Here is a 21,085-nt window from a genome sequence, read left to right on the forward strand (position 1 = left end):
CCGTTCGAGCGGTCCCGGAGGACTAGGAGCGCAGCATCTCGGCGACGAGGAACGCGAGCTCGAGCGACTGCTGCGTGTTCAGGCGCGGGTCGCACGCCGTCTCGTAGCGGCCGGCGAGGTCGTCGTCGGAGATCTCCTGGGCGCCGCCGAGGCACTCGGTGACGTCCTCACCCGTGAGCTCGATGTGGATGCCGCCGGGGTGCGTGCCGAGCCGGCGGTGCACCTCGAAGAAGCCCTGGACCTCGTCGACGATGCGGTCGAAGTGGCGGGTCTTGTAGCCGGTCGACGACTCGTGCGTGTTGCCGTGCATCGGGTCGCACTGCCAGATGACCTTGTGGCCGCTGGCCTCGACCTTCTCGACGATCGCGGGGAGCACGTCGCGCACCTTCTGGTTGCCCATGCGCGAGATGAGCGTCAGACGCCCCGGCTCGTTGCGGGGGTCGAGGCGCTCGACGTACTCGACGGCCATCTCGGGCGACGTCGTCGGGCCGATCTTGAGGCCGATCGGGTTCGACAGCATCTCCGCGAACGCGATGTGCGCGCCGTCGAGCTGGCGGGTGCGCTCGCCGATCCACACGAAGTGCGACGACAGGTCGTACAGCCGCGGCTGGTCGCCCGTCGTGTCGAGGCGCAGCAGCGCGCGCTCGTAGTCGAGCAGCAGCGCCTCGTGCGAGGCGAAGATCTCCGTGCCGTGCAGCGACTGGTCGTTCACGCCGCAGGCCGACATGAACTTCAGGCCCCGGTCGATCTCGCCGGCCAGGGCCTCGTAGCGCTCGCCCGCGGGCGAGGTGCGCACGAAGTCGCGGTTCCAGTCGTGCACGCGGTGCAGGTCCGCGAGACCCGCGCCGGTCAGCGCGCGCAGCAGGTTCATCGCCGCGCCGGCGTTGGCGTAGGCGCGGATCATGCGGCCGGGGTCCGGGACGCGGGCCTCGGGCGTCGCGACCAGGGAGTTGATGATGTCGCCGCGGTAGGACGCCAGGCCGAGGGCGTCGATGTTCGACGAGCGCGGCTTGGCGTACTGGCCGGCGATGCGGCCGACCTTCACCACCGGCAGGCTCGCGCCGTAGGTCAGCACGACGGCCATCTGCAGCAGGGTCCGGATGTTCGCGCGGATGTGCGGCTCGGTGTTGTCGGCGAACGTCTCCGCGCAGTCACCCCCCTGCAGCAGAAACGCCTCACCGTTCGCGACCTGCGCCAGTTGCGTGTGCAGCCGGTCGATCTCGGCGGGCACGGTGATCGGCGGCACGCTCTCCAGCACGGCCCGCACGCGACGCACCTGTTCGGCGTCGGGCCACTCCGGCTGCTGGGCGGCCGGGCGCGACAGGGCGTCGTCCAGGCGCTTGCGCATCTCGGGAGGCAGCGGCGGGAGCTCGGGAAGCGTGTCGATGGGCACGTCCACGGTCCAGTTCACGCTGCTCAGCTTAATTGTTCCACACTGAGAGACCAGGCCGGGCCTGTCAGCCCTCCCGCACCTGTTCCGGGGTGCGATTTCCGTTGGGCCACCTGGGGAGGTCTGTCAGGTGTCAACAGCCGCCCACTCCCCCTGCCGGGACGCCGCACTGCATGATGTGGCCATGAACGCCACCCGATTGGATGACAGCACCGCCACCCGGTTGCTGGGCATCGCGGTCGAGAACGTGCAACGCGACCACCCGGTGCACTGGACGCACGTGATCGACGGCGACCACCGCCTGGTTCCGCAGCGGGTGCTGCACCCCGTGTTCGCCGGGTCGTTCGACTGGCACTCGTGCGTGCACCAGACGTGGCTCGCCGTGCGGTTGCTGCGCCTGCGGCCCTCGCTGCAGGGCGCCGACGCGGCCCGGGACGCCCTCGACAAGCTGATCACACCGGAGAACTGCGCCGTGGAGGCCGAGTTCTTCGCCTCGCCGGCGGGCCGGTACTGGGAGCGCCCGTACGGCTGGGCGTGGCTGCTGCACCTCGACGCGGAGCTGCGCACCTCCGGCCTGCCGTGGTCGGTCGAGCCGATCGCGGACGTGCTGCGCAACCGGTGGCTGGAGTGGATCTCGCAGGCCCGGCTGCCGATCAGGACCGGCACGCACGGCAACACCGCGTTCGCGACCGGCCTGGTGCACGACGCGGCGCTGGCGACCGGCGACACCGAGATCGTGACGGCGTGCCGCGAGGCGGCGCTGCGCTGGCACGGGGCCGAGGCGGGGTACGGCGGGTTCGAGCCGGACGCCGCCGACTTCCTGTCCCCTGCGCTGACGACGGCCGACCTGATGCGCCGCGCCCTGGAGCCCGCCGCGTTCGCCGACTGGTTCGACGCCTACCTGCCGGAGCTCGAGTCGCAGCGGTGGCGGGTGCTGCGCGAGCCGTTCCCGGTCGACGACCCCGCCGACCCGTACGGCTCGCACCTGGCCGGGCTCGCGCTGTCGCGGGCGTGGAACTGGGAGGCGATCGCGGAGTCGCTGCCCGAGGGCCACCGGTACGTGCCGCTGGCGCGCACGGCGTCCGCCGCGCACCGCGAGGCCGGGTGGAGCTACGTCTTCGGCGGGCACGGGTACATGGCCGACCACTGGCTCGGCACGTTCGGCGCCTACCTGGACGCGAAGGCCTTCTGACGCTGTGCGCCGGCGCTGATATACCGGATATCAGTTGATATACCGCATATCAGTTGCCGGCGGTCAGGTTCGCGCGGCGGATCAGGGTGAGCGCGATGCCCCTCGCCGCGGCGCGCACCTGCGCGGCGTGTACGCGCGGGTCGAACCGGGTGGCCGGGCCGGCGACGCTGACGGCGGCCACGACGGCGCCGTCGTGGCCCAGCACCGGGGACGCCACGCAGGCCAGGCCTGGTGCACGCGGGCGTCCGGCCGTGCCTCGACCCGCGTCACGAGGTGGGTCCGGACGCCTGGGGCCGTCAGCGCTTCGAGCCGCCCGGTGATCTCGGCGGTCGTGAGGTGCTTGCGGGACAACGCGACCACGTGCATGCGGGACGGCCGACATCCGCCCGATCAGGAACGGGCCCGCGGTGTCGCGCAGCCACGCCTTCACGCCGCTCAGACCTGCCGCGACCCGGTAGAGCCGGTCGGTGAACTTCAGCAGCCGGACACCGGCGGGGTGGCGTTCGGCGTCGTAGGTGTCGAGCAGGTCCGGGTCCGCGCCGTGGACCACCGCGGCGATCTCGCCGAGGAGAGCCGTGACAGCAGCGCCGGTCGGGTGAGCCGGGTGCCGCGCCGGACGGTGACGCCGTGGCGCGCGAGGTCCCGCGGCAGTTCCTCCACTTCGGACTGCGGCGCCATCAGGATGAACTGGTACGGCGTGGTCGCCGCCCGCGCCCGGTCGAAGTCGAGGCCCCCGACGTGCTTTCCCCTGACGTGGAACCGGATCCCGGACGTGACGACGCCGCGCTGGAGCAGTTCGTCGGCGAGTCCGATGCCGTGGAACAGTTCCACGGTCCGCGCCCGGACGGCGAACGCCCGCGACTGCGTGGCAGGCCCGGCGTTGGCGTCGACGACGCACACCCGCACGCCCTGGCGCACCAGCAGCGCCGCCGTCATCAGCCCGCTCGGGCCGGCGCCCACGACCAGCACGTCGCAGTCGTGGCGGGACAGCGGCTTCGGCGCGGGTGCCCGGGGTTTCGGCGGGGCGTCGGGGCGGTGCCCGGTCTTGCCGAGCCCGGTCGGCAGAACCCGAGGTGGGTGCAGGGACCGGTCTCGTCGGCGTCCGGCTCGGGCAGGACGGGGCGCGCGTGGCCCATCGGGGACCTCCGGAATGCTCAATGGTCGATGAATCAGCACCATCCCAGCGAGCAGGCTCCCGGCCCCAGCACGAGTCCCCGGCCAGCCGGACACGCGAAAGGGCCCGGACACCACGGGGGTGTCCGGGCCCTTCACAGCGGGGCGGATCAGGCGCCGAAGAAGACCTCGGCCTCTTCGTAGCGCTCCGCCGGCACCGTCTTGAGCTCGGCGGTGGCCTCCGACAGCTTCACCCGGACGATGTCGGTGCCGCGCAGCGCGACCATCGTGCCGAAGTCGCCCGCGGCGACGGCGTCGACGGCGTGCAGGCCGAAGCGGGTCGCGAGGACGCGGTCGTAGGCGGTCGGCGTGCCACCGCGCTGGATGTGGCCGAGGACGGCCGCGCGGGACTCCTTGCCGGTGCGGTCCGCGATCTCCTCCGCGAGCCACTGGCCGACGCCACCGAGGCGGACGTGGCCGAACGCGTCGCGCTCGCCGGAGTGCAGCACCTCGGCGCCGCCCTCGGGGATCGCGCCCTCGGCGACGACGATGATCGGCGCGAACTCGCTCTCGAAGCGGCGCTCGACGTGCTCGACGACCTTGTCGACGTTGAACGGGCGCTCGGGCACGAGGATGACGTTCGCGCCGCCGGCGAGACCGGAGTGCAGCGCGATCCAGCCCGCGTGACGACCCATGACCTCGACGACGAGAGCGCGGTGGTGCGACTCGGCCGTGGTGCGCAGGCGGTCGATGGCCTCGGTCGCGATGTGGACCGCGGTGTCGAAGCCGAACGTGTAGTCCGTGGCGCCCAGGTCGTTGTCGATCGTCTTCGGCACGCCGACGACGCCGATGCCGTCGTCGGTCAGGCGCTTCGCGACACCGAGGGTGTCCTCGCCGCCGATCGCGACGATGGCGTCGATCTGGTTCTCCGCGATGGTCTCGCGGATGCGGTCGACACCGCCCTCGACCTTGTAGGGGTTCGTGCGCGACGAGCCCAGGATCGTGCCACCGCGGGTGAGGATCTCCTCGACGTCCGCGAGGTCGATCGACTTGGTGAGGTTCTCGATCGGACCCTGCCAGCCGTTCCGGAACCCGACGATCTCCCAGCCGTGTGCCTTGATGCCCTTGCGGACCACGGCCCGGATCACGGCGTTCAGACCGGGGCAGTCACCACCGCCAGTGAGCACACCGATGCGCATCTGCTTCCCCATCTCTCGTGTTCTGTGTCACGCAGACTTTCACGAGCTGTATCGGTGCAGCAACGCGGGGTCTCACCTACCGGACGGGAAAGCCGGTTTTCCGCCGGTGTTCCTCGATCACCTTCCAGCGCGCGAGGTTGTGCCGGGCGTCGGCGAGCGCGTCGTGCGCGTCGGCGGGCGGGGCCGGCAGCTTCGGGCGGCCGACGTCGTCCCAGCGTTGCCGCAGGTCGCGCGTGAACCGGGGCAACGCGCGCGGCAACGCCGGCATGGCACCCCACAGCTGGGCCAGCGCGACGTGGTCGTAGGCGGCGAACCAGGCCCACAGCTCCACCTCGTCACGGGCGGCGCCCCGCGCGCCGAGGAAGTCGAGCAGGTCCTCGCGGATGCGGTCCCTGCTGCGCCACGCCCTGTCGGCGGGCGAGGGGAGCTGGTTGAGGACGTTCTGCCGCACCCACGGACCCGCGCGCTCGGGGTCGAACTCGGTGGACACGGCGTAGAACTCGCGGCCTTCCTCGTCGACCACGCCGATCGACACGAGGTCGATCGTCACCCCGTCCTCGATGAACTCACAGTCGTAGAAGAACCGCACCGCGACACCCTAGGGGTCCGGTCAGCCCGCCTTCTTCTGGGGCACCCGGTCGGGCTTGCCGCCCTGCTCGTCCGCCTGCTCCTTGGCCTTGGCCGCGTAGACGTCGACGTACTCCTGGCCGGAGAGCTCCATCAGCGCGTACATGATCTCGTCGGTGATGGACCGCAGCACGAACCGGTCGCCCGACAGGCCCTCGTAGCGGGAGAAGTCGAGCGGCTTACCGATCTTGATCCGGATCGGGTACGGCTTCCACATCTTCGAGCCGATGGGGTTGGCCTTGTCCGTGCCGAACATCGCCACGGGGATGACCGGCGCACCGGACTCCAGGGCGATCCAGGCGACGCCGACCTTGCCCTTGTAGAGGCGCGCGTCGGGCGAACGGGTGCCCTCGGGGTAGATGCCGAGCAGCTTGCCCTCGCGCACGATCCGCACGCCGGTGTCGAGCGCCCCCTGCGCGGCGGACGCGCTGGACCGGTCGATCGGCACCTGGCCGACGCCGGAGAAGAACCACTTCTGGAGCTTGCCCTTGATCCCCGTGCCGGTGAAGTACTCGATCTTGGCGGGGAAGGTGACGCGCCGCGACAGCATCAGCGGCAGGAAGAACGAGTCGGAGACGGCGAGGTGGTTGCTCGCCAGGATCGCTCCGCCTTCCTTCGGGATGTTCTCGGCGCCCTCGATGATCTTGGGCTGGAAGAACAGCCGCAAGATCGGTCCCAGGAGGACGTGCTTCATGATCCAGTACAGCACAGCGGGGAGCGCCTCCCTAGACACCGAACCTTGATCCCGGCGACCAGCCTACGGAGCCGACCGCACCTCACACAACGAATCCCATGTCCGGGCGTCACGGCGTACTGAGACACGGAGCCCGGCCGGCACCTGAAGATGGTGACTCAGCCGACTGACGTAGCCCGCAACACTCGGCCGTCGTGCAACGATGTGGAGTCAGAGGGTTGCGGCACGTGGAGAGGCTCTGGATGAACGCCCGGCGCGACTCGACCGACGGCCCCGAGAACGTCGACGAGCTCTTTGCCGAGATCGTCGCGGGTCTCGAACGGGACGGGGTCGGCATGGACTGGCTCGCCCCCGAGGAGGCGCGCCAGGAGAACACCCGGCACGTCGCGGAGACGCGCGAGGAAGTGGCCGAAGTCGTCGAGCCCGAACCCGACGACGAGCCGGAACGCCGCGAACGCGACGACGAGGACCACTACGTCCCGCCGGAGCCGCCACCGTTCCCGGTGCTGCGCGCCTCGACCCTCGCCGCGCTCGGCCTGTTCGTGCTCGGCATCGTCCTGCTGGTCGCCCCCGGCCTCTTCGGCCTGCAGCCGCGCATCGGCACACCGCTGTCGCTGGTGGCGCTGTGCGCGGGCGTCGGCTGGCTGATCCTGCGCATGCGAAACACCCCGCCGCCGGACTCCGGGTGGGACGACGGCGCGCAGGTGTGAAGGCCCGGTAACGACGTGATAACGGCCACTCGCATCTTCAGATAACGATTCGGTCGTGCTTACCGTGTCGGGCATGGACCAGATGCAGCACCTGATGATGGCCCGCGCCATGGCGACGCTGACCAAGAAGGACGTGGAGCCGGCGAAGCGCCGCCGCCCGCGCATCCTGCGCCGTCTCGGCCGCTAGAGCCTTTCCGACCTGGGCGTTCGCGGCGAGCGAACATCCCCGATCCGCTCGCCGCGACCACCTCTTCCGGACCTGGGAGCAGGCCCGGAAGCCTCAGCTCTTCTTCTTCAACGCCTCGGGCTTGTGGACCGCGTCCCGCCCGCTCTTCGCGCTCTCCACCCGGTACTGCGGCTCGTCCGGCGACGCCTTGACCTTGCGGCCGGCCGCCTGCTTCTCCGTGGTGATCTCCTCCTTGACCTCGCCGTGCGTCTTCGAGCCGTGGCTGGACCACTCGACCTCGTCACCGGGCTTGAAAGGGTGCTCGCTCATGACACCGGGGTACCCCGTTCGGACGAGTCGACCCATCCAGGAGGACGACACGCGCGCGGGGAGCCGTCCCTAGGAGCGGCGGTGGTTCCTGGGCCCCCGCGCGGTCAGCTGCGCCGCCGTCTCCCGGGCCAGCGTCGCCGCGCCCACGATCCCGGCGTCGTCGCCGAGCTGCGCCGTGCGGATCCGCGCGAGCGGCCGGTGGCCCGCGCCGGTGACGAGGGAGGCGTAGCGCTCGCGGGCGTCGTCGAGGAACAGCGGCGCCGACGTCGACACCCCTCCCCCGATGACGATCACCTCGGGGTCGTACACGTCGGCGACGAGCGCCAGGCCCTCGCCGAGCCAGCGGGCCAGGTCGGCCATCGCGCGCTTGGCCAGCGGGTCGCCGTCGCGCGCGGCGCCCGCCACCCGCCTCCCGGTCACCGCGCGGCTGTCGCCCGCGGCCTCGCGGGCCAGCACGGTCGAGACGCCGGGGTGCTTGGCGAGCAGTTCGACGGCGGTGGCGCTCAGGGCCGTGCCGCTGCAGTAGCGCTCCCAGCAGCCGTTCTTGCCGCACGGGCAGGGGCGGCCGTCCGGGACGACGCGCAGGTGGCCCAGTTCGGGCGCCACGCCGTGCGCGCCGCGGAATACCTCGCCGTCGAGCAGCAGGGCGGCGCCGATGCCGGTGCCGATGGCGACCAGCACCGCCGTCGAGGCACCGCGGGCGGCGCCGAAGCGGTGCTCGGCGAGCGCGGCGGCGTTCGCGTCGTGCTCCAGCACCACGGGCATGCCGAGGCGCTCGCTCATCCGTTCCGCGACGTTCACCTGCCGCCACGCGAGGTGCGGCGCGAACCGGACGGTGCGGCGGTCCGAGGCGATGAACCCGGCGACGGCCAGGCCGACGGCGGTGACGGCGTGCCGGTCCGCGACCTCCTCGACGGCGGCCACGATCGCGTCCTCGAGCGCGCGTTCGCTGGGAGGCGTCGGCGCCCGCGACGTGTCGAGCACCGACCCGCGCGCGTCCACGACACCCGCGCGCACGCTGGTGCCCCCGATGTCCACTCCGACGGTGAGCACTAGTCGGTCTTCCTGACGACCTTGATGTGCTGCACGCGCTGACCCGCGTCCGGCACCGGTTCCTCGGCCGGGGCGGCGGGTGCGGCGGGCTCGCGCAGGGCCGCGCGCAGCACCGCGACCAGGCCCGCGGCGTGCTCGGCGGCCTTGGCGGCGAGCTCCGAGCGGTCGCCGCGCAGCAGCGCCACGCCGTTGCACACCGGGCACCAGCCGCACGTCTCGGGCGTGTGGGTGCCGTCGCCCGCCTCGGCGACGCGCTGCAGCCACGGCTGCATCCGCTCGGCGGCCGTGTCGAGGAGCAGCCTCAGCTCCTCGGCCAGCTTGCCGGGGTTGCCGGCCTCGTTCTCGGTCATCCAGAGCTCCGATCAGCGCCACAACGAGGGGTCGGGGCGGAAACCCACCGTCACGCCGCCCGAATCCATCTCCGCGCCGGTCACGATGCATCGCTTGAGCAGCGACGGCAGCGCCACGAGCCGGCGCCGTCCGTCGACGGTCAGCGCGAGGTCGTCGTCCACCCGCGCGAGGTCCAGTTCCGCGTCGTCGGTCAGCGGCACCGCGATCCGCAGCGAGTACCGGGCGTCGAGCCCGCGCCCGCGGCCGGAGACCTCCAGCAGCGGCGTGCGCCCGGACGCACCCGGCACCGGGTCGTCGTCGCCGTAGAGCTGCGCCGCGACCTCGAGCAGCGCGGGCACGCCGACGGGCTCGGCCGCGCGGTGCCCGACCGTGCGGATGCCGCCGATCCCGGTCAGCTCCGCGAGCACGGCGTCCTGCTCCCGGCGGCGGGTCCGCAGCCAGTCGGCCGCCGCGCCGGTCTCGTCGCCCGGAGCCGGCACCAGCCGGTTCGCGACCACGCCGTCGACGCGGATGCCCTGCAGCGCGAGCGCGGTGAGCGTGCGCCGGGTCTCGGCGGCGACCACCCGTTCGGGGGTCAGCACGAGCCGCACCGAGCACGACGACGGGTCGGCGAGCAGCGAGCGCAGCGCGTCCAGCCGCTCGGCGAGCCTGCTCAGCGCGTCAGCCGTGGCGTCCCACCTCTCGGCGGTGCCGGTGCCCGCGACCCCGGCGAGCAGGCCGCGCACGACGCGCCGGTGGGTCGGGAAGAGCCGTTCGAGGTAGCCCGCGAACGCCTCGGGCAGCGAGAGCAGCCGCAGCGTCTCGGCGGTCGGGCCGCAGTCGACGACCACGACCTCCCAGGGCCCGGACACCGCGAGGCGCCGCACCTCCGCCAGGGCGAGGAGCTCCTCGACGCCCGGCAGCACGGTGAGCTCCTCGGCGTCGAGCTCGTCGACGCCCGCTCCGGCGAGCACTGTGCGCAGGTGGCCGCGCAGCTCGCCCCACGCCTCGTCGACGAGGCCGCGGGGGTCGATCTGGCAGGCGTAGAGCCCGCCGACGCCCAGCTCGGGGGTGTCCACTTCGGACGGCGTGGAACCCAGCCGGGTGTCGAGGGCGTCACCGAGCGAGTGCGCGGGATCGGTGGAGACCACGAGCGCCTTGCGGCCGCCGGCCGCCAGCGAGGCCGCCGTCGCGGCGGCCAGCGTCGTCTTGCCGACCCCGCCCTTGCCGGTGAAGAGCAGGACCTGGCTCAAGCCGCCTTCTCCGCGCGCTTCTTGAGCTCCTTGAGCGCGGTGTCGAGGATCAGCTTCTCGGCCTTGCGGCGGAACAGGCCGATCATCGGGATCACCAGCTGCACCGACAGCGTGTACGTGACCTTGGTGCCGGTGCCGGAGGGCGCCAGCACGTAGCTGCCGTGCTGGGACTTCTGCATGGTGCCCTTGACGAGGTCCCACTGCACCGACAGGCCGTCGGCGGCCCAGTCGTAGGACAGGGTGTACTCGTCCTTGACGGGACCCTGGTCGATCGCGAACCGGACCTGGTCGGCGCGGCCGTCCGCACCGGTGCCGAGGACCTCGACCTCCTTCATCCCGTTCGCCCAGTCCGGGTACGACGGGAAGTCCGCGATGATCGCCATGATCTTCTCTGGCGGAGCGTCGATGACGATGGACTGAGTGGACTCGTCGGCCATGTGTGAGGAGGTTACTCGCGTCTTTACCAGTTGAGGACGTGAGGCTTGCCGCTGCGCTGGAAGTGACCGACGTTGATGCACTCGGTGTAGCCGATGCGCACGCGCCTGGCCAACGGCTGGTGCACGTGCCCGAACACCGACCAGCGGGGCCGTTCGCGCACGATCTTGGCCAGCGCGGCCCGCGAGCCCCACTCCGGGCGGCGCGCCACGACGTCGTAGGTGAGCTCGGGCACCGACGGCGGGATGTGCGTGCACAGCACGTCGACCTGCCCCATCCCCTCCAGCGCCGCGGCCATGTCCTCCTCCGTGCGCAGGTACGGGAACCAGGGCGCGCCGGGGTTGCGGACCGCGCCCGGCAGGAGCAGCCCGCCGCCCGCGAAGCCGAACCGCAGCCCGCCGATCTCCGCCGCCTCGCCGTCGAGCACGTGCACGCCCACGCCCGCGAACTGCGGCCACAGGTGGGGACTGTCCACATTGCCCGGTGTGGCGTACGTCGGCGCGGACATCGCCGAGAACAGCGCCTGGTACTGCTCCAGCACGGCTTCTTCCACGACGGAACGCGCGTCCGCGAGACCGTCCCAGAGCGACCGGATGTAGCTCGCGGTGTCGGCGCGCCGGGTGCCGCGGCGCAGCTCGGCGAAGACCCCGACCTTCTCGGCCCCGAAGACGCGCCCGAGGATTCCCCGGGAGTGGTCGTGGTAGTCGACGAAGTCGATCAGGTCGCCGAGCACGACGAGGGCGTCGGCGCCCTCACCGGCGCGCGCGAGCGCCTCCGCGTTGCCGTGCACATCGGAAACCACGTGAACCCGCACGGTTCCAACTTAGTTGAAGTCTTGGCAAGATCACGGGAGCGGTGGGCAGCCGGCGGGACGGCCGTCCTCCAGCGTCAGCTTGAGGCCCAGTGCGACGGACTTCGCGTCCAGCTGGCGCCGCCGCACCTCCCGGAGAGCGGTGCGCGGCGTGAACGACCCGGTGGGCGGATCAGCGCGGAGGAAGTAGTGCAGCACAGTGCCGTCGAGCATCGGCTCGAGCCAGACCTCCATCGTGCCGACGAGCGCGCCGCCGACCGTCCAGCGCAGTCCCTCGTCCCCGCGGTTCGCGTAGACGTCCAGTACGAGATCGGGCCAGAACTCGCGCCACGACGCCGGCGCGGCGAAGGCGGCGGCGACCACGCTGGGTGGTACCGCCAGGAAAGTCTCGTCCACGACATCGACGCTGGCCATGGGGACAAAAGGTAACGGAAGGGCGTACCAACCTTTGTATCGCCGGAATCACACGCTAAGTTTCCCCACCAGTAACAAAACACCGTACGGAGGTTGACGTGCGCGAGTTCAGCGTCCCCGCCACCGCCGAAGTGGCTCCGGAGGAGAACCTCACCGACATGGTGTGGGCCAACGCGGAACGCTTCGGCAACGCCGTCAGCTTCCGCAGGCAGGTCGACGGCACCTGGGTGGACATCACGGCGCGTGATTTCGCCGCGCAGGTCATGGCTGTCGCCAAGGGCCTCGTCGCGGCCGGTCTCGAGCTGGGCGACCGGGTCGGCCTGGTCTCCAAGACCCGCTACGAGTGGTCGTTGCTCGACTTCGCCATCTGGGCGGCGGGCGGCGTCGTGGTGCCGATCTACGAGACTTCGTCGGCGGACCAGATCGAGTGGATCCTGTCCGACTCGGGCGCCAAGGCGGTCTTCGTCGAGGCGTCCTCGCACCGCGCGCTGGTCGACGACGTCGTCGGCAAGCTGCCCGAGCTGCGCCACGTGTGGCAGATCGAGGGCTCGGCCGCCGCGGTCGACGAGCTGACCGCGCTGGGCGCGGAGATCACCGACGAGCAGGTGCACGAGCGCCGCAAGCAGGCCAAGGCCGAGCACACGGCCACGCTGGTCTACACGTCCGGCACCACGGGCCGGCCCAAGGGCTGCACGCTGACGCACCGCAACCTCGTGTCCGAGGTGCGCTCGGCGCTGTCGCGGTTCCCGGAGATCCTCGCCGCGGGCAACTCGCTGCTGCTGTTCCTGCCGCTCGCGCACATCCTGGCCCGCGCCCTGGCGCTGGCGTGCGTGTACTCGCGCGTGACGCTGGGCCACACCGCCGACGTGAAGAACCTCGTCGACGACCTCGGCCAGTTCCGCCCGACGTTCGTCGTCGCGGTGCCGCGCGTGTTCGAGAAGGTCTACAACGGCGCGAAGCAGAAGGCGCACGCCGGCGGCAAGGGCAAGATCTTCGACGCCGCCGAGGCCACCTCGGTCGCGTACTCGACCGCGCTCGACAACGGCGGTCCCGGTCTCGGCCTGCGGCTCAAGCACGCGGTGTTCGACAAGCTGGTGTTCGCGAAGCTGCGGGCGGCGCTGGGCGGCCGTGCCGTCGCGGCGGTCTCCGGCGGCGCCCCGCTGGGCGACCGGCTGTCGCACTTCTTCCGCGGCGCGGGCATCCCCGTCTACGAGGGCTACGGCCTGACCGAGACGTCGGCGGCGGCGTGCGTGACGTTCCGCGGCTCGGAGAAGGTCGGCACGGTCGGCCTGCCGGTGCCCGGCACGTCGGTGCGCATCGCCGAGGACGGCGAGATCCTCATCAAGGGCGACATCGTCTTCACCGGCTACTGGAACAACGAGGCCGCCACCAAGGAGGCGCTGGAGGACGGCTGGTTCCACACCGGCGACATCGGCGAGCTCGACTCCGACGGCTACCTCAAGATCACGGGCCGCAAGAAGGAGATCATCGTCACCGCCGGTGGCAAGAACGTCTCCCCCGCGCAGCTCGAGGACCGCATCCGGGCGCACCCGCTGATTTCGCAGTGCATGGTCGTCGGCGACAAGCAGCCGTTCATCGGCGCGCTGATCACCATCGACCCGGAGTTCTTCCCGTCGTGGAAGGAGTCGCACGGCAAGCCGGCGTCGGCCGAGGTCCCGGACCTGATCGAGGACGCCGACCTGATCGCGGAGATCCAGGCCGTGGTCGACGAGGCGAACAAGTCGGTGTCGAAGGCGGAGGCGATCCGCAAGTTCCGCGTGCTGCCGGTGGACTTCACCGAGGCGGGCGGCGAGATGACGCCGTCGCTCAAGCTCAAGCGGTCGGTCGTGGCGACGACCTACGCGTCGGACATCGACGCGATCTACGCGAAGTAGTTCCGGAACACGCGAAAGGCCCAGGAGCTGAGAGAGAGCTCCTGGGCCTTTCGACCCCCAGCGATCGCGATCCGCGGAGAATCCGCCGAACCCGAGAAGTTGTCGCCCCGGCCCCCCGACCGGGACGTGGAGAACATTGCCGTACGGCGCTGACGTTTCGCTGACGCGTCGATGTCACTCCGCGACAGCACGCCAATAGGCTGTCGGGCGAAGGGATCGTCCGGCGACCACGAGGGGAAGGCGATGGCTCCGGGTCCGCAGTTCCGGCTGCTCGGCCCGATGGAGGTGCGCCTGCAGGGCTCGCCGGTGGTGCTCCGCGCGGGCAAGCACAGGGCGTTGCTGGCGGCGTTGCTGCTGCGGCCCAACCGCGTCGTGCCCGTGACGGAACTCGTCGAGCACGTGTGGGGTGACGCTCCCCCCGCGCGCACGCGTGGCGCGGTGCAGACGTACGTCATGCGGCTGCGCTCGGCGCTGGGCGACCCGTCGCTGGTCCAGACCGCCGCCGACGGCTACCGGATGCGCGTGGACCCGCTGGCCGTGGACGTGCACCGGTTCGCCGACGCGGCCGCGCGCGGTCGTGCCGCCGCCGCTGCCGACGACCTGGTGACGGCGCGGAAAGCCTTTGCCGAGGCGCTGGAGCTGTGGCGCGGCCCGGTGCTGTCGGACGTGCCGTCGGAGACGTTGCACGCCGAGCACGCGCCGCGGCTGACCGAGCTGCTGATGACGGTGCACGAGCAGCGCGTGGACGTGGAGCTCGCGCTGGGCCACCACGCGGACCTCGTGCCGGAGCTGTTCTCCCTGACGCGCGACCACCCGCTGCGCGAGCGGTTCTGGGCGCAGCTGATGCTCGCGCTCTACCGCAGCAGCCGCCAGGCGGAGGCGCTGGAGGCGTTCCGGCAGGTCGACCGGACGCTCGACGAGCAGCTGGGCATCGACCCGTCCGCCGAGCTGCGGTCGCTGCACCAGGCGATCCTGGTGGGGGCGCCGGAGCTGGCGGCGCCCGTGCCGGCCCGCGCACCGGAACGCGCGCCCGCCCCGATGCGGCTGCCGGACGACATCGCGGACTTCACCGGCCGCGCCCGGCACGTCGAGCGGATCTCGGGGCTGATCACGGGCGGCTCGGTGCCGATCGTGACCCTGGCGGGACCGCCGGGCGTGGGCAAGACGACGCTGGCGATGCACGTGGCGCACCTGCTGCGCGACCGGTTCCCCGACGGCCTGCTGCACGTCGACCTGCGCGGTTACGCGCTGGGCCCGCCGGCCGACGGGATGGACGTGCTGTCGCGGTTCCTGCGGGCGCTGGGCGTGCCGCCGGATGAGATCCCGGCGGACGCGGACGAGCAGAGCACCGTGCTGCGCTCACTGCTGGCGGGCCGGCGGATGCTGCTGGTGCTCGACAACGCCGCCGCACCCGACCAGGTGCGCCCGCTGCTGCCGGGCACGGCGTCGTGCCGCGTGATCGTGACCTCGCGCGACGACCTGCGCGGCCTGATCGCGCTGAACGGCGCCCGGACCGTGCCGGTCGACGTGTTCTCGCCGCCGGAGTCGGCCGCGCTGCTGTCGTCGCTGCGGGTGCCGGGAGACCACGCCGAGCTGGCTGAGCGGTGCGGCCACCTGCCGCTCGCGCTGCGGGTCGCCGCGGCCTACCTGGCGGGCCGCGAGGACGAGACGATCTCGGGCTCCCCGATCGACCTGGCCTACGCGGCCCTGCCGCCCGCGCCGCGGCGGCTGTTCCGGCTGCTGTCGGTGGTGCCGGGCCCGGACTTCACCGCCGAGGCCGCCTCGGCGCTGGCCGCCGTGGACGCCGAGGGCCTGCTGACCGTCCTGGAGATCGCCGGCCTGGTCGTCTCCCCGGCGCCGGGCCGCTACCGGTTCCACGACGAGCTGGTCCGCCACGCCGCCGCGCTGCACGAGGAGCCGGACGGCCCCGCCGAGCTGGACCTGGCCTGGACCGCCCTGCTGCACCACTACCTGCGCGGCGTCGAGCGGTGCGCCGAACTGCTCTACCCCGGCATCGTGCGCCTGCCGACGTCACCGGCGGGCCCCGCGCCCCGCATCCCCGGCGCGGCCGAGGCCCTGGCGTGGCTGGACGCGGAACGCCCGAACCTGGCCGCCGCCATCCGGCACGCCGCCGACCACGGCCCGGCCCCGCTCGCCTGGCAGCTGGCCGACGCCCTGCGCGGCTACCTGTGGATCGGCCAGCACGTAGGCGAATGGCTCGCCACCGCCCGCCACGCCCTGGCCGCGGCCCAGGCGCACGGCCACCGCCCGGCCGAGGCCGCGATGCACGCCAACCTCGGCACCCTCTACCTGCGGCTGGGCGAGTACGCGCTGTCGGTCGAGCACCACGACCACGCGATCGAGCTCTACCGCGACCTAGGCGACGAGGACGCCGAAGCGAGCGTGCTGAACAACCTGAGCCTCGTGCACCGCCGCTCGGGAGAGCTGGGCCTCGCCAAGCAGGCCCTGCTCCGCTGCCTCGCGATGCTGCGCTCGGCCGACAGCGTCAGCACCGGCCTCTACAACCTCGGCCAACTCTCCGTGGAACTCGGCGAGCTCGACGACGCCGTCGAGCACTTCTCCGAGGCCCTCGCACTGGCCCCGAACGCCGACAGCCACGCCTACCTGGGCATGGCACTGCGCCTGCAGGGCCGCCTGCCCGAGGCCCGCGCCCACCTGAACCGGGCGCTGGAGATCGGCAACGTCCCCGCCGGCGACGCCGAGGCCCTCGACAACCTGGCCGCCGTCGAACTGGCCGAGGGCGACCCGGACGCCGCCCTGACCTCCGCCACCCGAGCGCTGTCGCTGGTCGCCGACGGCGGAGACCCGCAGGTCGCGACCTCGGCCCGGATCACGCTCGGCGCGGTCCGGCGCGCGCTGGGCGAGCCCGAGGTGGCGGAGGCGCTGTTCGAGCAGGCCCTGGGCACGGCCCGACGCATCGGCTACGCCTCCGGGGAGGTGCGCGCGTTGATCAGTCTGGCCGTGGTGCGGGGCGAGCTGTCCCGGCCTGCCGAGTCTCGGGCGGCGGCGGAGGAGGCGGTGCGACGCAGTGCGGAGCTGGGGTTGCGGGCGCTGGAGAACCGGGCCCGCGAGCTGCTCTGAGGTCCGCTGATATCCAGTACATGGCATATGGGCCACGTTGGCTGCGCCATCGAATGACGCCTGGTGACAACGTTGTCATCTGCGCCTAGTCCGATATATCGCATATCGGTGGGTGAGAGTGCGACGACGGTGTCGTCGTCGAAAGCAGACTTCGACGAGGTCGTCGTTGGTGGCGGGTGGTTCGACGACGCCGTCGGCGACAAGCAGGTCGACGGCGTCGTCAATGCGGGGAGATCGACGACGTCGTCGTCGCGGTGAATCCGACGACTTCGTCGCGCGAGCGGTTCGACGATGGCGTCGTCGGCCGACCACCTTCGATTTCGACGACTACGTCGTCAACCGCGAACAGTTCCACGACGACGCCGTCGTCGGCCGCGAACATTTCGACGCCGTCGTCACCCGCAGGTCCGTCGACGTCGACCATCGAGCCCCGATCGCCGAGCCACGATATATCGCGTATTGGATATCGGGGCGACCAGCCCGTCAGCCGATGAGGCCTTCGAGGCGGTGCGCGAGCTGGTCCCACCGCCAGTGGTCGCTCACCCACTCCCGTCCGGCCCGGCCCATCTTCGCGGCCATCTCCGGGTCGGCGAGCAATGCGGCGACCTTCTCGGCGACGTCCTCGACGTCGCGGCCGTCGACGATGTTGCCGGTGGTGCCGTTGAGCACGGTCTCGGGTGCGCCGCCGGAGCGTCCGGCCACCACGGGCAGGCCCGTCGCCGACGCCTCCAGGTAGACGATGCCGAGTCCCTCGACGTCCAGGCCCCGGCCGCGGGTGCGGCACGGCATGGCGAAGACGTCGCCGGCGTTGTAGTGCGCGGGCAGTTCCTCCCACGGCACCGAGCCCGTCAGCACGATGTCGGGGTTGCCCTCCGCCAGCTTCTCGAGGGTGCCGCGGTAGGGGCCGCCGCCGACGATCAGCAGGGCGGCGTCCGGCACCGAGCGCTGGATCAGCGGCAGGGCGCGGATGAGCACGTCCTGGCCCTTGCGCGGCACCAGCCGCGACACGCACACGACCACCGGGCGGTCGCCCAGGCCGTGCCGGCGGCGGATCTCGGCGCGGGCGGCCGGGTCCGGGCGGTACAGGTCGGTGTCCACTCCGGACGGCAGGTGTTCCAGGGCCGCCATCGCGCCGAACGCCGCGGCGAAGCGCGAGCGCGTGTACTTGCTGACGTACGTCACCACGTCCACACCGGACCCGATGGCGCGCAACGCCTGCCGGGCCACCGGCAGCATCGACCAGCCGACCTCGTGCCCGTGCGTGGAGGCGACCGCGCGGCTCAGGCCGAGCGACGGTGCCAGCAGTGCGAGGGGGGCCGCGGCGCCGAACCACGCGGCCTCGCACGACTCGGCGCGGGCGATGTCGCGGGCTCTCGCGAGGACGTCCGGCGTCGGCAGCATCAGCGACGTGGGGTGCCGCACCACCGGGAACGGCTGCCGCGCGTCGAACTCCTCCGCGCCCTTCCACTTCGGCGCATACACGACGAGCGAGTCGGTGGGCAGGCGTGTCGCCAACGCGTGCAGGTAGGACTGGATGCCGCCGGGGCGGGGCGGGAAGTCGTTGGTCACCAGCAGGGTTCGGCGCACGGGGCAACGCTATCCGATGCTCGTCCGCAGGAACGCGCGCCAGCCCGCGACGTCGACGTCGTCCAGGTCCACCGCGGACATCGACGCGTGCTGCAGGAAGAAGTCGACGACGCCGTGCTCCCCCAGCCCCGACTCCAGGTACACCATGATCGAGTACGCCTGCTGGTAGGCGAGGTCGCGGGCCGGGCCGCTGAAGTCGGTCGGCAGGGCGGAGACGTCCGGGGTGAGCGCCGGCGCCGCTTGGCGCAGCGACAGGCCCAGGCCGTGGAACGCCACCCAGTCCGCGAACCCCTCGACCAGCCACAGCGGGGCCGCGTCCGACGTCAGGTCGCGCGTCGCCACGTGCGTGATCTCGTGCCGCAGCAGCACGCGCAGTTCGAGGTCGGTCAGCGCCGCCGCGCGCGTGCGGTTGAGGACCACCCGCTGCCCGGCGCCGTCGCGGATCGCGATGCCGGCCATGTCCGCGAACGCCGGTCCGACGAGCGCGACCAGGTCGGCGTCCGACGGTGGCACGACGACGTCGACGCGCCGCAGCCAGGAGATCTTGCCTGGGTTGATATCCAATATATCGGCGACGCCGCGCACCGACTCGTCCAGCAACGCCGACACCCGCGTCGCCAGCTCGCTGTCGCAGGAACTGCTGGTGACCGTGCCCGACGACGTCGTCGACACGACTTCGCGGCACTCGACGTCCTGGGCCGACGGCTGGTCGACGGGCCTCGTCGCCACCGTCAGGCCCAGCAGGAACGTCATGGCGACCGTGATCGCCAGCAACGTCCGGAGGTGCTTCACCGGCGCAACGCTAGCCCTCGATACGCCGAATGACCGCAATCGGCCCGATGGCGTCGATGGGCGCGATCTTCACCGGCTGCCCCTCGGTCGAGGCGTGGACGGCGCGCGTGTTGTCGACCGCCATGGCGACGTGCGAGCGACTGCCGTAGTAGATGACCAGGTCGCCGCCGCGCACCTCGCCGCGGCCGACCGGGCGGCCGACCGAGGCCTGGCCACCGGACGTGCGCGGGATCGCGACACCGGCCGCCGCGTAGGCCTTCATCGTGAGTCCGGCGCAGTCCCACGACCGGGGCCCGGTGCCGCCGTAGAGGTAGTCGTCGCCGCGTCGTGCCAGGGCGAACGCGAGCGCGAGCCCCGCCACCCCGGACGGCACGCCGACCGCCGACCGGTCGCCGGGGTCGCTGAGCTTCGCGGCGACGGGGGCGGGCAGCCGCGTCAGCGCCGTCCGCACCTCGCCGATCTGCGCCTGCAGCACGCGCTTGCGCTCGTCGAGGTCGGCCTTGAGCTGCTCGGCCGCTCCGGCTGCCTCGGCGGCGCGGGCCCGCGCGGTCTCCGCCACCTGGTGGGCCTGGCGGGCCTTCTCCACGGCGCCGGACAGGCGCGCGAGCGACTCGGCCCGGTCGGTCGCGAGGATCCGCATCGCCTCCAGGCGGTTCAGGAAGTCCTGCTGCGAGTCCGCGACGAGCAGCGCCGACAGCTGGTTGAACCGGGCGCCCTCGAACGACGCCTGGGTGATGAGGTCGACCTGGCCGCGGAAGTCGTTCTCGTCGGTCTTCGCCTGCCGCTCGATCTGCTGCGCGGCCACGACCGTGGAGGTCGCGCGCTCGAGTTCGGCGCGGCGCTGGACGAGATCCTCCTGCGCGCGCAGGACGTCCTCGTTGAGCTTCGTCGCCTGCGCTGTCAGATCCGCGTACGCACGCGCTGGATCAGCGGGCTGAGCCGCCAGGGACACCGCCGGGGTGACCGAGAGCAGAACGACGACAACCAGGAAACCACGGGTGAGCTTGCGCGACATGAGGTCGCCGATCCCCCTCGCCAGAACCGAACCGCCAAGATCGACGGCGTCAGGCTACCGGGTGATCAAACGCGCCCGAGACGGGCCAGCAACACGGCGGACGGCACGGGGTGCGCACCCCGCCGGCGCACCGAGTCCGCGACCGCGCGATCCGACGTCACCACCACCACGGGCCGGCCCTCGGGCTCTGCGGTGACCAGCGCGCGAATGACGTCGTCGGCCAGCACACCGGGGTCGCTGAAGAGCACGCGCACGCCCCGAGGGGCCGCCGCGGGGACGGCGACCACACCGGCGCCGTCGAACACCAGCGTCACCTCGGCGCCCGTGCGCGCGGCGAGCACCGCGAGCTGGTGCACGAGCCGGTCGCGCTGGTCCGACAGGGACAGTTCCGGGTAGCCGGTCTTCGTGACGTTGTAGCCGTCCACGACCAGGTGCACCGCGGGCAGCGCCAGCAGCCGGTCGAGCGCGGCCGGGTCCTCCACGCGTCCCACGGTCCCCTGCGACGCGCTGGCGCCCCGCACGAGGTCGGCCGGGCGCGGCCCGGAGCCACCGAGGGCGAGTTCGCGGCGCAGGCCGGTCACGGCGCCGTCGAGGGTGTCCACGAGCAACGCGAGGCGGACCTCGTCGGCCTGCCGGGCTTCACGGGCGGACTGGCGCGCCACCTCGGCGTCGGCGATGGCCCGCTGCGCCTTGCCGCGCTCGGTCTCGGCCCGTTCCCGCTCGCGGTCGCGTTCGGCGGTGAGGCGCTTGACCTCGTCGGCCGTCCGCTCCTGGATCTTGTCCACTTCGGAGGCCGCGGCCTCCGCGGCGTCCTTGGCCTCGCGCAGCTTCACGCCCTGCTCGCGCAACCGCTTGCGCAGGCGTTCCAGCTCGACTTCGGCGTCCGCGCGGACGCGTTCGGCGGCGGTGCCGAGCTGGCTGCGTTCGGCGCGCAGCCGCTCCAGCTCGCCCTCCATCCGCTCCGCGCGCACCACGGC

At 72.3% G+C, this 21,085-nt stretch carries 22 protein-coding genes; 4 read left to right on the forward strand and 18 right to left on the reverse strand.

From position 1 onward, the window contains the following. Window positions 1–22 precede the first annotated feature (22 nt). Window positions 23–1,411 (reverse strand): class II 3-deoxy-7-phosphoheptulonate synthase, encoded by a 1,389-nt coding sequence (locus ACFWGZ_RS25725; RefSeq protein WP_382454130.1) that lies wholly within the window; start codon window positions 1,409–1,411, stop codon window positions 23–25. A 163-nt stretch (window positions 1,412–1,574) separates the two neighbouring features. Between ACFWGZ_RS25725 and ACFWGZ_RS25730 the strand changes: the two genes are divergently transcribed. Beyond that, window positions 1,575–2,582, forward strand: coding sequence for a DUF2891 domain-containing protein (locus ACFWGZ_RS25730; RefSeq protein ID WP_382454131.1), 1,008 nt, complete (start codon window positions 1,575–1,577; stop codon window positions 2,580–2,582). Between the two features lie 49 nt (window positions 2,583–2,631). Here ACFWGZ_RS25730 and ACFWGZ_RS25735 read toward each other — a convergent pair whose 3' ends face one another. The 5 genes from ACFWGZ_RS25735 to ACFWGZ_RS25755 all read right to left on the reverse strand — a co-directional run bounded on the left by ACFWGZ_RS25735 (window position 2,632) and on the right by ACFWGZ_RS25755 (window position 6,230). Continuing rightward, window positions 2,632–3,132, reverse strand: coding sequence for an IclR family transcriptional regulator C-terminal domain-containing protein (locus tag ACFWGZ_RS25735; protein WP_382454132.1), 501 nt, complete (start codon window positions 3,130–3,132; stop codon window positions 2,632–2,634). Next, entirely contained in the window at window positions 3,057–3,551 is a 495-nt protein-coding gene (locus tag ACFWGZ_RS25740) for an FAD-dependent monooxygenase (RefSeq protein ID WP_382454133.1), read from the reverse strand. The genes ACFWGZ_RS25735 and ACFWGZ_RS25740 overlap by 76 nt, the downstream gene beginning before the upstream one ends. 314 nt (window positions 3,552–3,865) lie before the next feature. Further along, complete coding sequence (locus tag ACFWGZ_RS25745; RefSeq protein ID WP_382454149.1) at window positions 3,866–4,894, reverse strand: 6-phosphofructokinase; 1,029 nt, start codon at window positions 4,892–4,894, stop codon at window positions 3,866–3,868. Between the two features lie 76 nt (window positions 4,895–4,970). Beyond that, window positions 4,971–5,483 (reverse strand): polyadenylate-specific 3'-exoribonuclease AS, encoded by a 513-nt coding sequence (locus ACFWGZ_RS25750; RefSeq protein ID WP_382454134.1) that lies wholly within the window; start codon window positions 5,481–5,483, stop codon window positions 4,971–4,973. 21 nt (window positions 5,484–5,504) lie between these two features. Continuing rightward, window positions 5,505–6,230: a lysophospholipid acyltransferase family protein gene (locus ACFWGZ_RS25755; RefSeq protein ID WP_382454150.1), complete on the reverse strand. Its 726-nt coding sequence runs from the start codon at window positions 6,228–6,230 to the stop codon at window positions 5,505–5,507. Between the two features lie 212 nt (window positions 6,231–6,442). On the opposite strand from ACFWGZ_RS25755, the gene ACFWGZ_RS25760 reads away from it, so the two are divergent. Then, window positions 6,443–6,925: a hypothetical protein gene (locus ACFWGZ_RS25760; protein WP_382454135.1), complete on the forward strand. Its 483-nt coding sequence runs from the start codon at window positions 6,443–6,445 to the stop codon at window positions 6,923–6,925. Between the two features lie 280 nt (window positions 6,926–7,205). Here the strand turns inward: ACFWGZ_RS25760 and ACFWGZ_RS25765 are convergent, their stop codons facing one another. From ACFWGZ_RS25765 to ACFWGZ_RS25795, 7 genes are all read right to left on the reverse strand, one after another. Next, on the reverse strand, window positions 7,206–7,421 hold the full coding sequence (locus tag ACFWGZ_RS25765; protein ID WP_382454136.1) for a DUF2945 domain-containing protein: 216 nt from the start codon (window positions 7,419–7,421) through the stop codon (window positions 7,206–7,208). A 69-nt stretch (window positions 7,422–7,490) separates the two neighbouring features. Beyond that, on the reverse strand, window positions 7,491–8,459 hold the full coding sequence (locus ACFWGZ_RS25770) for an ROK family glucokinase (RefSeq protein WP_382454151.1): 969 nt from the start codon (window positions 8,457–8,459) through the stop codon (window positions 7,491–7,493). 14 nt (window positions 8,460–8,473) lie between these two features. Continuing rightward, window positions 8,474–8,824, reverse strand: a complete 351-nt coding sequence (locus ACFWGZ_RS25775; protein WP_382454137.1) for a hypothetical protein — start codon at window positions 8,822–8,824, stop codon at window positions 8,474–8,476. Between the two features lie 12 nt (window positions 8,825–8,836). Beyond that, on the reverse strand, window positions 8,837–10,057 hold the full coding sequence (locus tag ACFWGZ_RS25780; RefSeq protein ID WP_382454138.1) for an ArsA family ATPase: 1,221 nt from the start codon (window positions 10,055–10,057) through the stop codon (window positions 8,837–8,839). After that, window positions 10,054–10,494 carry an SRPBCC family protein gene (locus tag ACFWGZ_RS25785; RefSeq protein WP_382454139.1) on the reverse strand — a complete coding sequence of 147 codons (441 nt, stop codon included), beginning with the start codon at window positions 10,492–10,494 and terminating at the stop codon, window positions 10,054–10,056. The genes ACFWGZ_RS25780 and ACFWGZ_RS25785 overlap by 4 nt, the downstream gene beginning before the upstream one ends. Before the next feature lie 23 nt (window positions 10,495–10,517). Next, window positions 10,518–11,306 carry a metallophosphoesterase gene (locus tag ACFWGZ_RS25790; RefSeq protein ID WP_382454140.1) on the reverse strand — a complete coding sequence of 263 codons (789 nt, stop codon included), beginning with the start codon at window positions 11,304–11,306 and terminating at the stop codon, window positions 10,518–10,520. A 30-nt stretch (window positions 11,307–11,336) separates the two neighbouring features. Beyond that, window positions 11,337–11,717, reverse strand: a complete 381-nt coding sequence (locus ACFWGZ_RS25795) for a polyketide cyclase / dehydrase and lipid transport (RefSeq protein ID WP_382454141.1) — start codon at window positions 11,715–11,717, stop codon at window positions 11,337–11,339. Window positions 11,718–11,815: 98 nt separating this feature from the next. Between ACFWGZ_RS25795 and ACFWGZ_RS25800 the strand changes: the two genes are divergently transcribed. Together ACFWGZ_RS25800 and ACFWGZ_RS25805 are read left to right on the forward strand one after the other, a co-directional pair. Next, the gene (locus tag ACFWGZ_RS25800; RefSeq protein WP_382454142.1) at window positions 11,816–13,612 is read left to right on the forward strand and encodes an AMP-dependent synthetase/ligase; all 1,797 of its coding nucleotides are present in this window, start codon (window positions 11,816–11,818) and stop codon (window positions 13,610–13,612) included. Between the two features lie 243 nt (window positions 13,613–13,855). Continuing rightward, complete coding sequence (locus ACFWGZ_RS25805; protein ID WP_382454143.1) at window positions 13,856–16,714, forward strand: BTAD domain-containing putative transcriptional regulator; 2,859 nt, start codon at window positions 13,856–13,858, stop codon at window positions 16,712–16,714. Between the two features lie 220 nt (window positions 16,715–16,934). On the opposite strand, the gene ACFWGZ_RS25810 is transcribed toward ACFWGZ_RS25805, so the two are convergent. The 5 genes from ACFWGZ_RS25810 to ACFWGZ_RS25830 all read right to left on the reverse strand — a co-directional run. Next, entirely contained in the window at window positions 16,935–17,138 is a 204-nt protein-coding gene (locus ACFWGZ_RS25810; protein ID WP_382454144.1) for a hypothetical protein, read from the reverse strand. Window positions 17,139–17,197: 59 nt separating this feature from the next. Beyond that, window positions 17,198–18,301 (reverse strand): glycosyltransferase family 4 protein, encoded by a 1,104-nt coding sequence (locus ACFWGZ_RS25815; RefSeq protein WP_382454145.1) that lies wholly within the window; start codon window positions 18,299–18,301, stop codon window positions 17,198–17,200. Between the two features lie 9 nt (window positions 18,302–18,310). After that, window positions 18,311–19,093, reverse strand: a complete 783-nt coding sequence (locus ACFWGZ_RS25820) for a basic secretory protein-like protein (RefSeq protein WP_382454146.1) — start codon at window positions 19,091–19,093, stop codon at window positions 18,311–18,313. Window positions 19,094–19,103: 10 nt separating this feature from the next. Further along, window positions 19,104–20,108: an NlpC/P60 family protein gene (locus ACFWGZ_RS25825; protein ID WP_382454147.1), complete on the reverse strand. Its 1,005-nt coding sequence runs from the start codon at window positions 20,106–20,108 to the stop codon at window positions 19,104–19,106. 65 nt (window positions 20,109–20,173) lie between these two features. Continuing rightward, window positions 20,174–21,085: NYN domain-containing protein (locus ACFWGZ_RS25830; protein WP_382454148.1), on the reverse strand; the 912-nt coding region annotated here is incomplete at its 5' end.

This window comes from Lentzea sp. NPDC060358, from assembly GCF_042725365.1.
Taxonomy (GTDB): Bacteria; Actinomycetota; Actinomycetes; order Mycobacteriales; family Pseudonocardiaceae; genus Lentzea.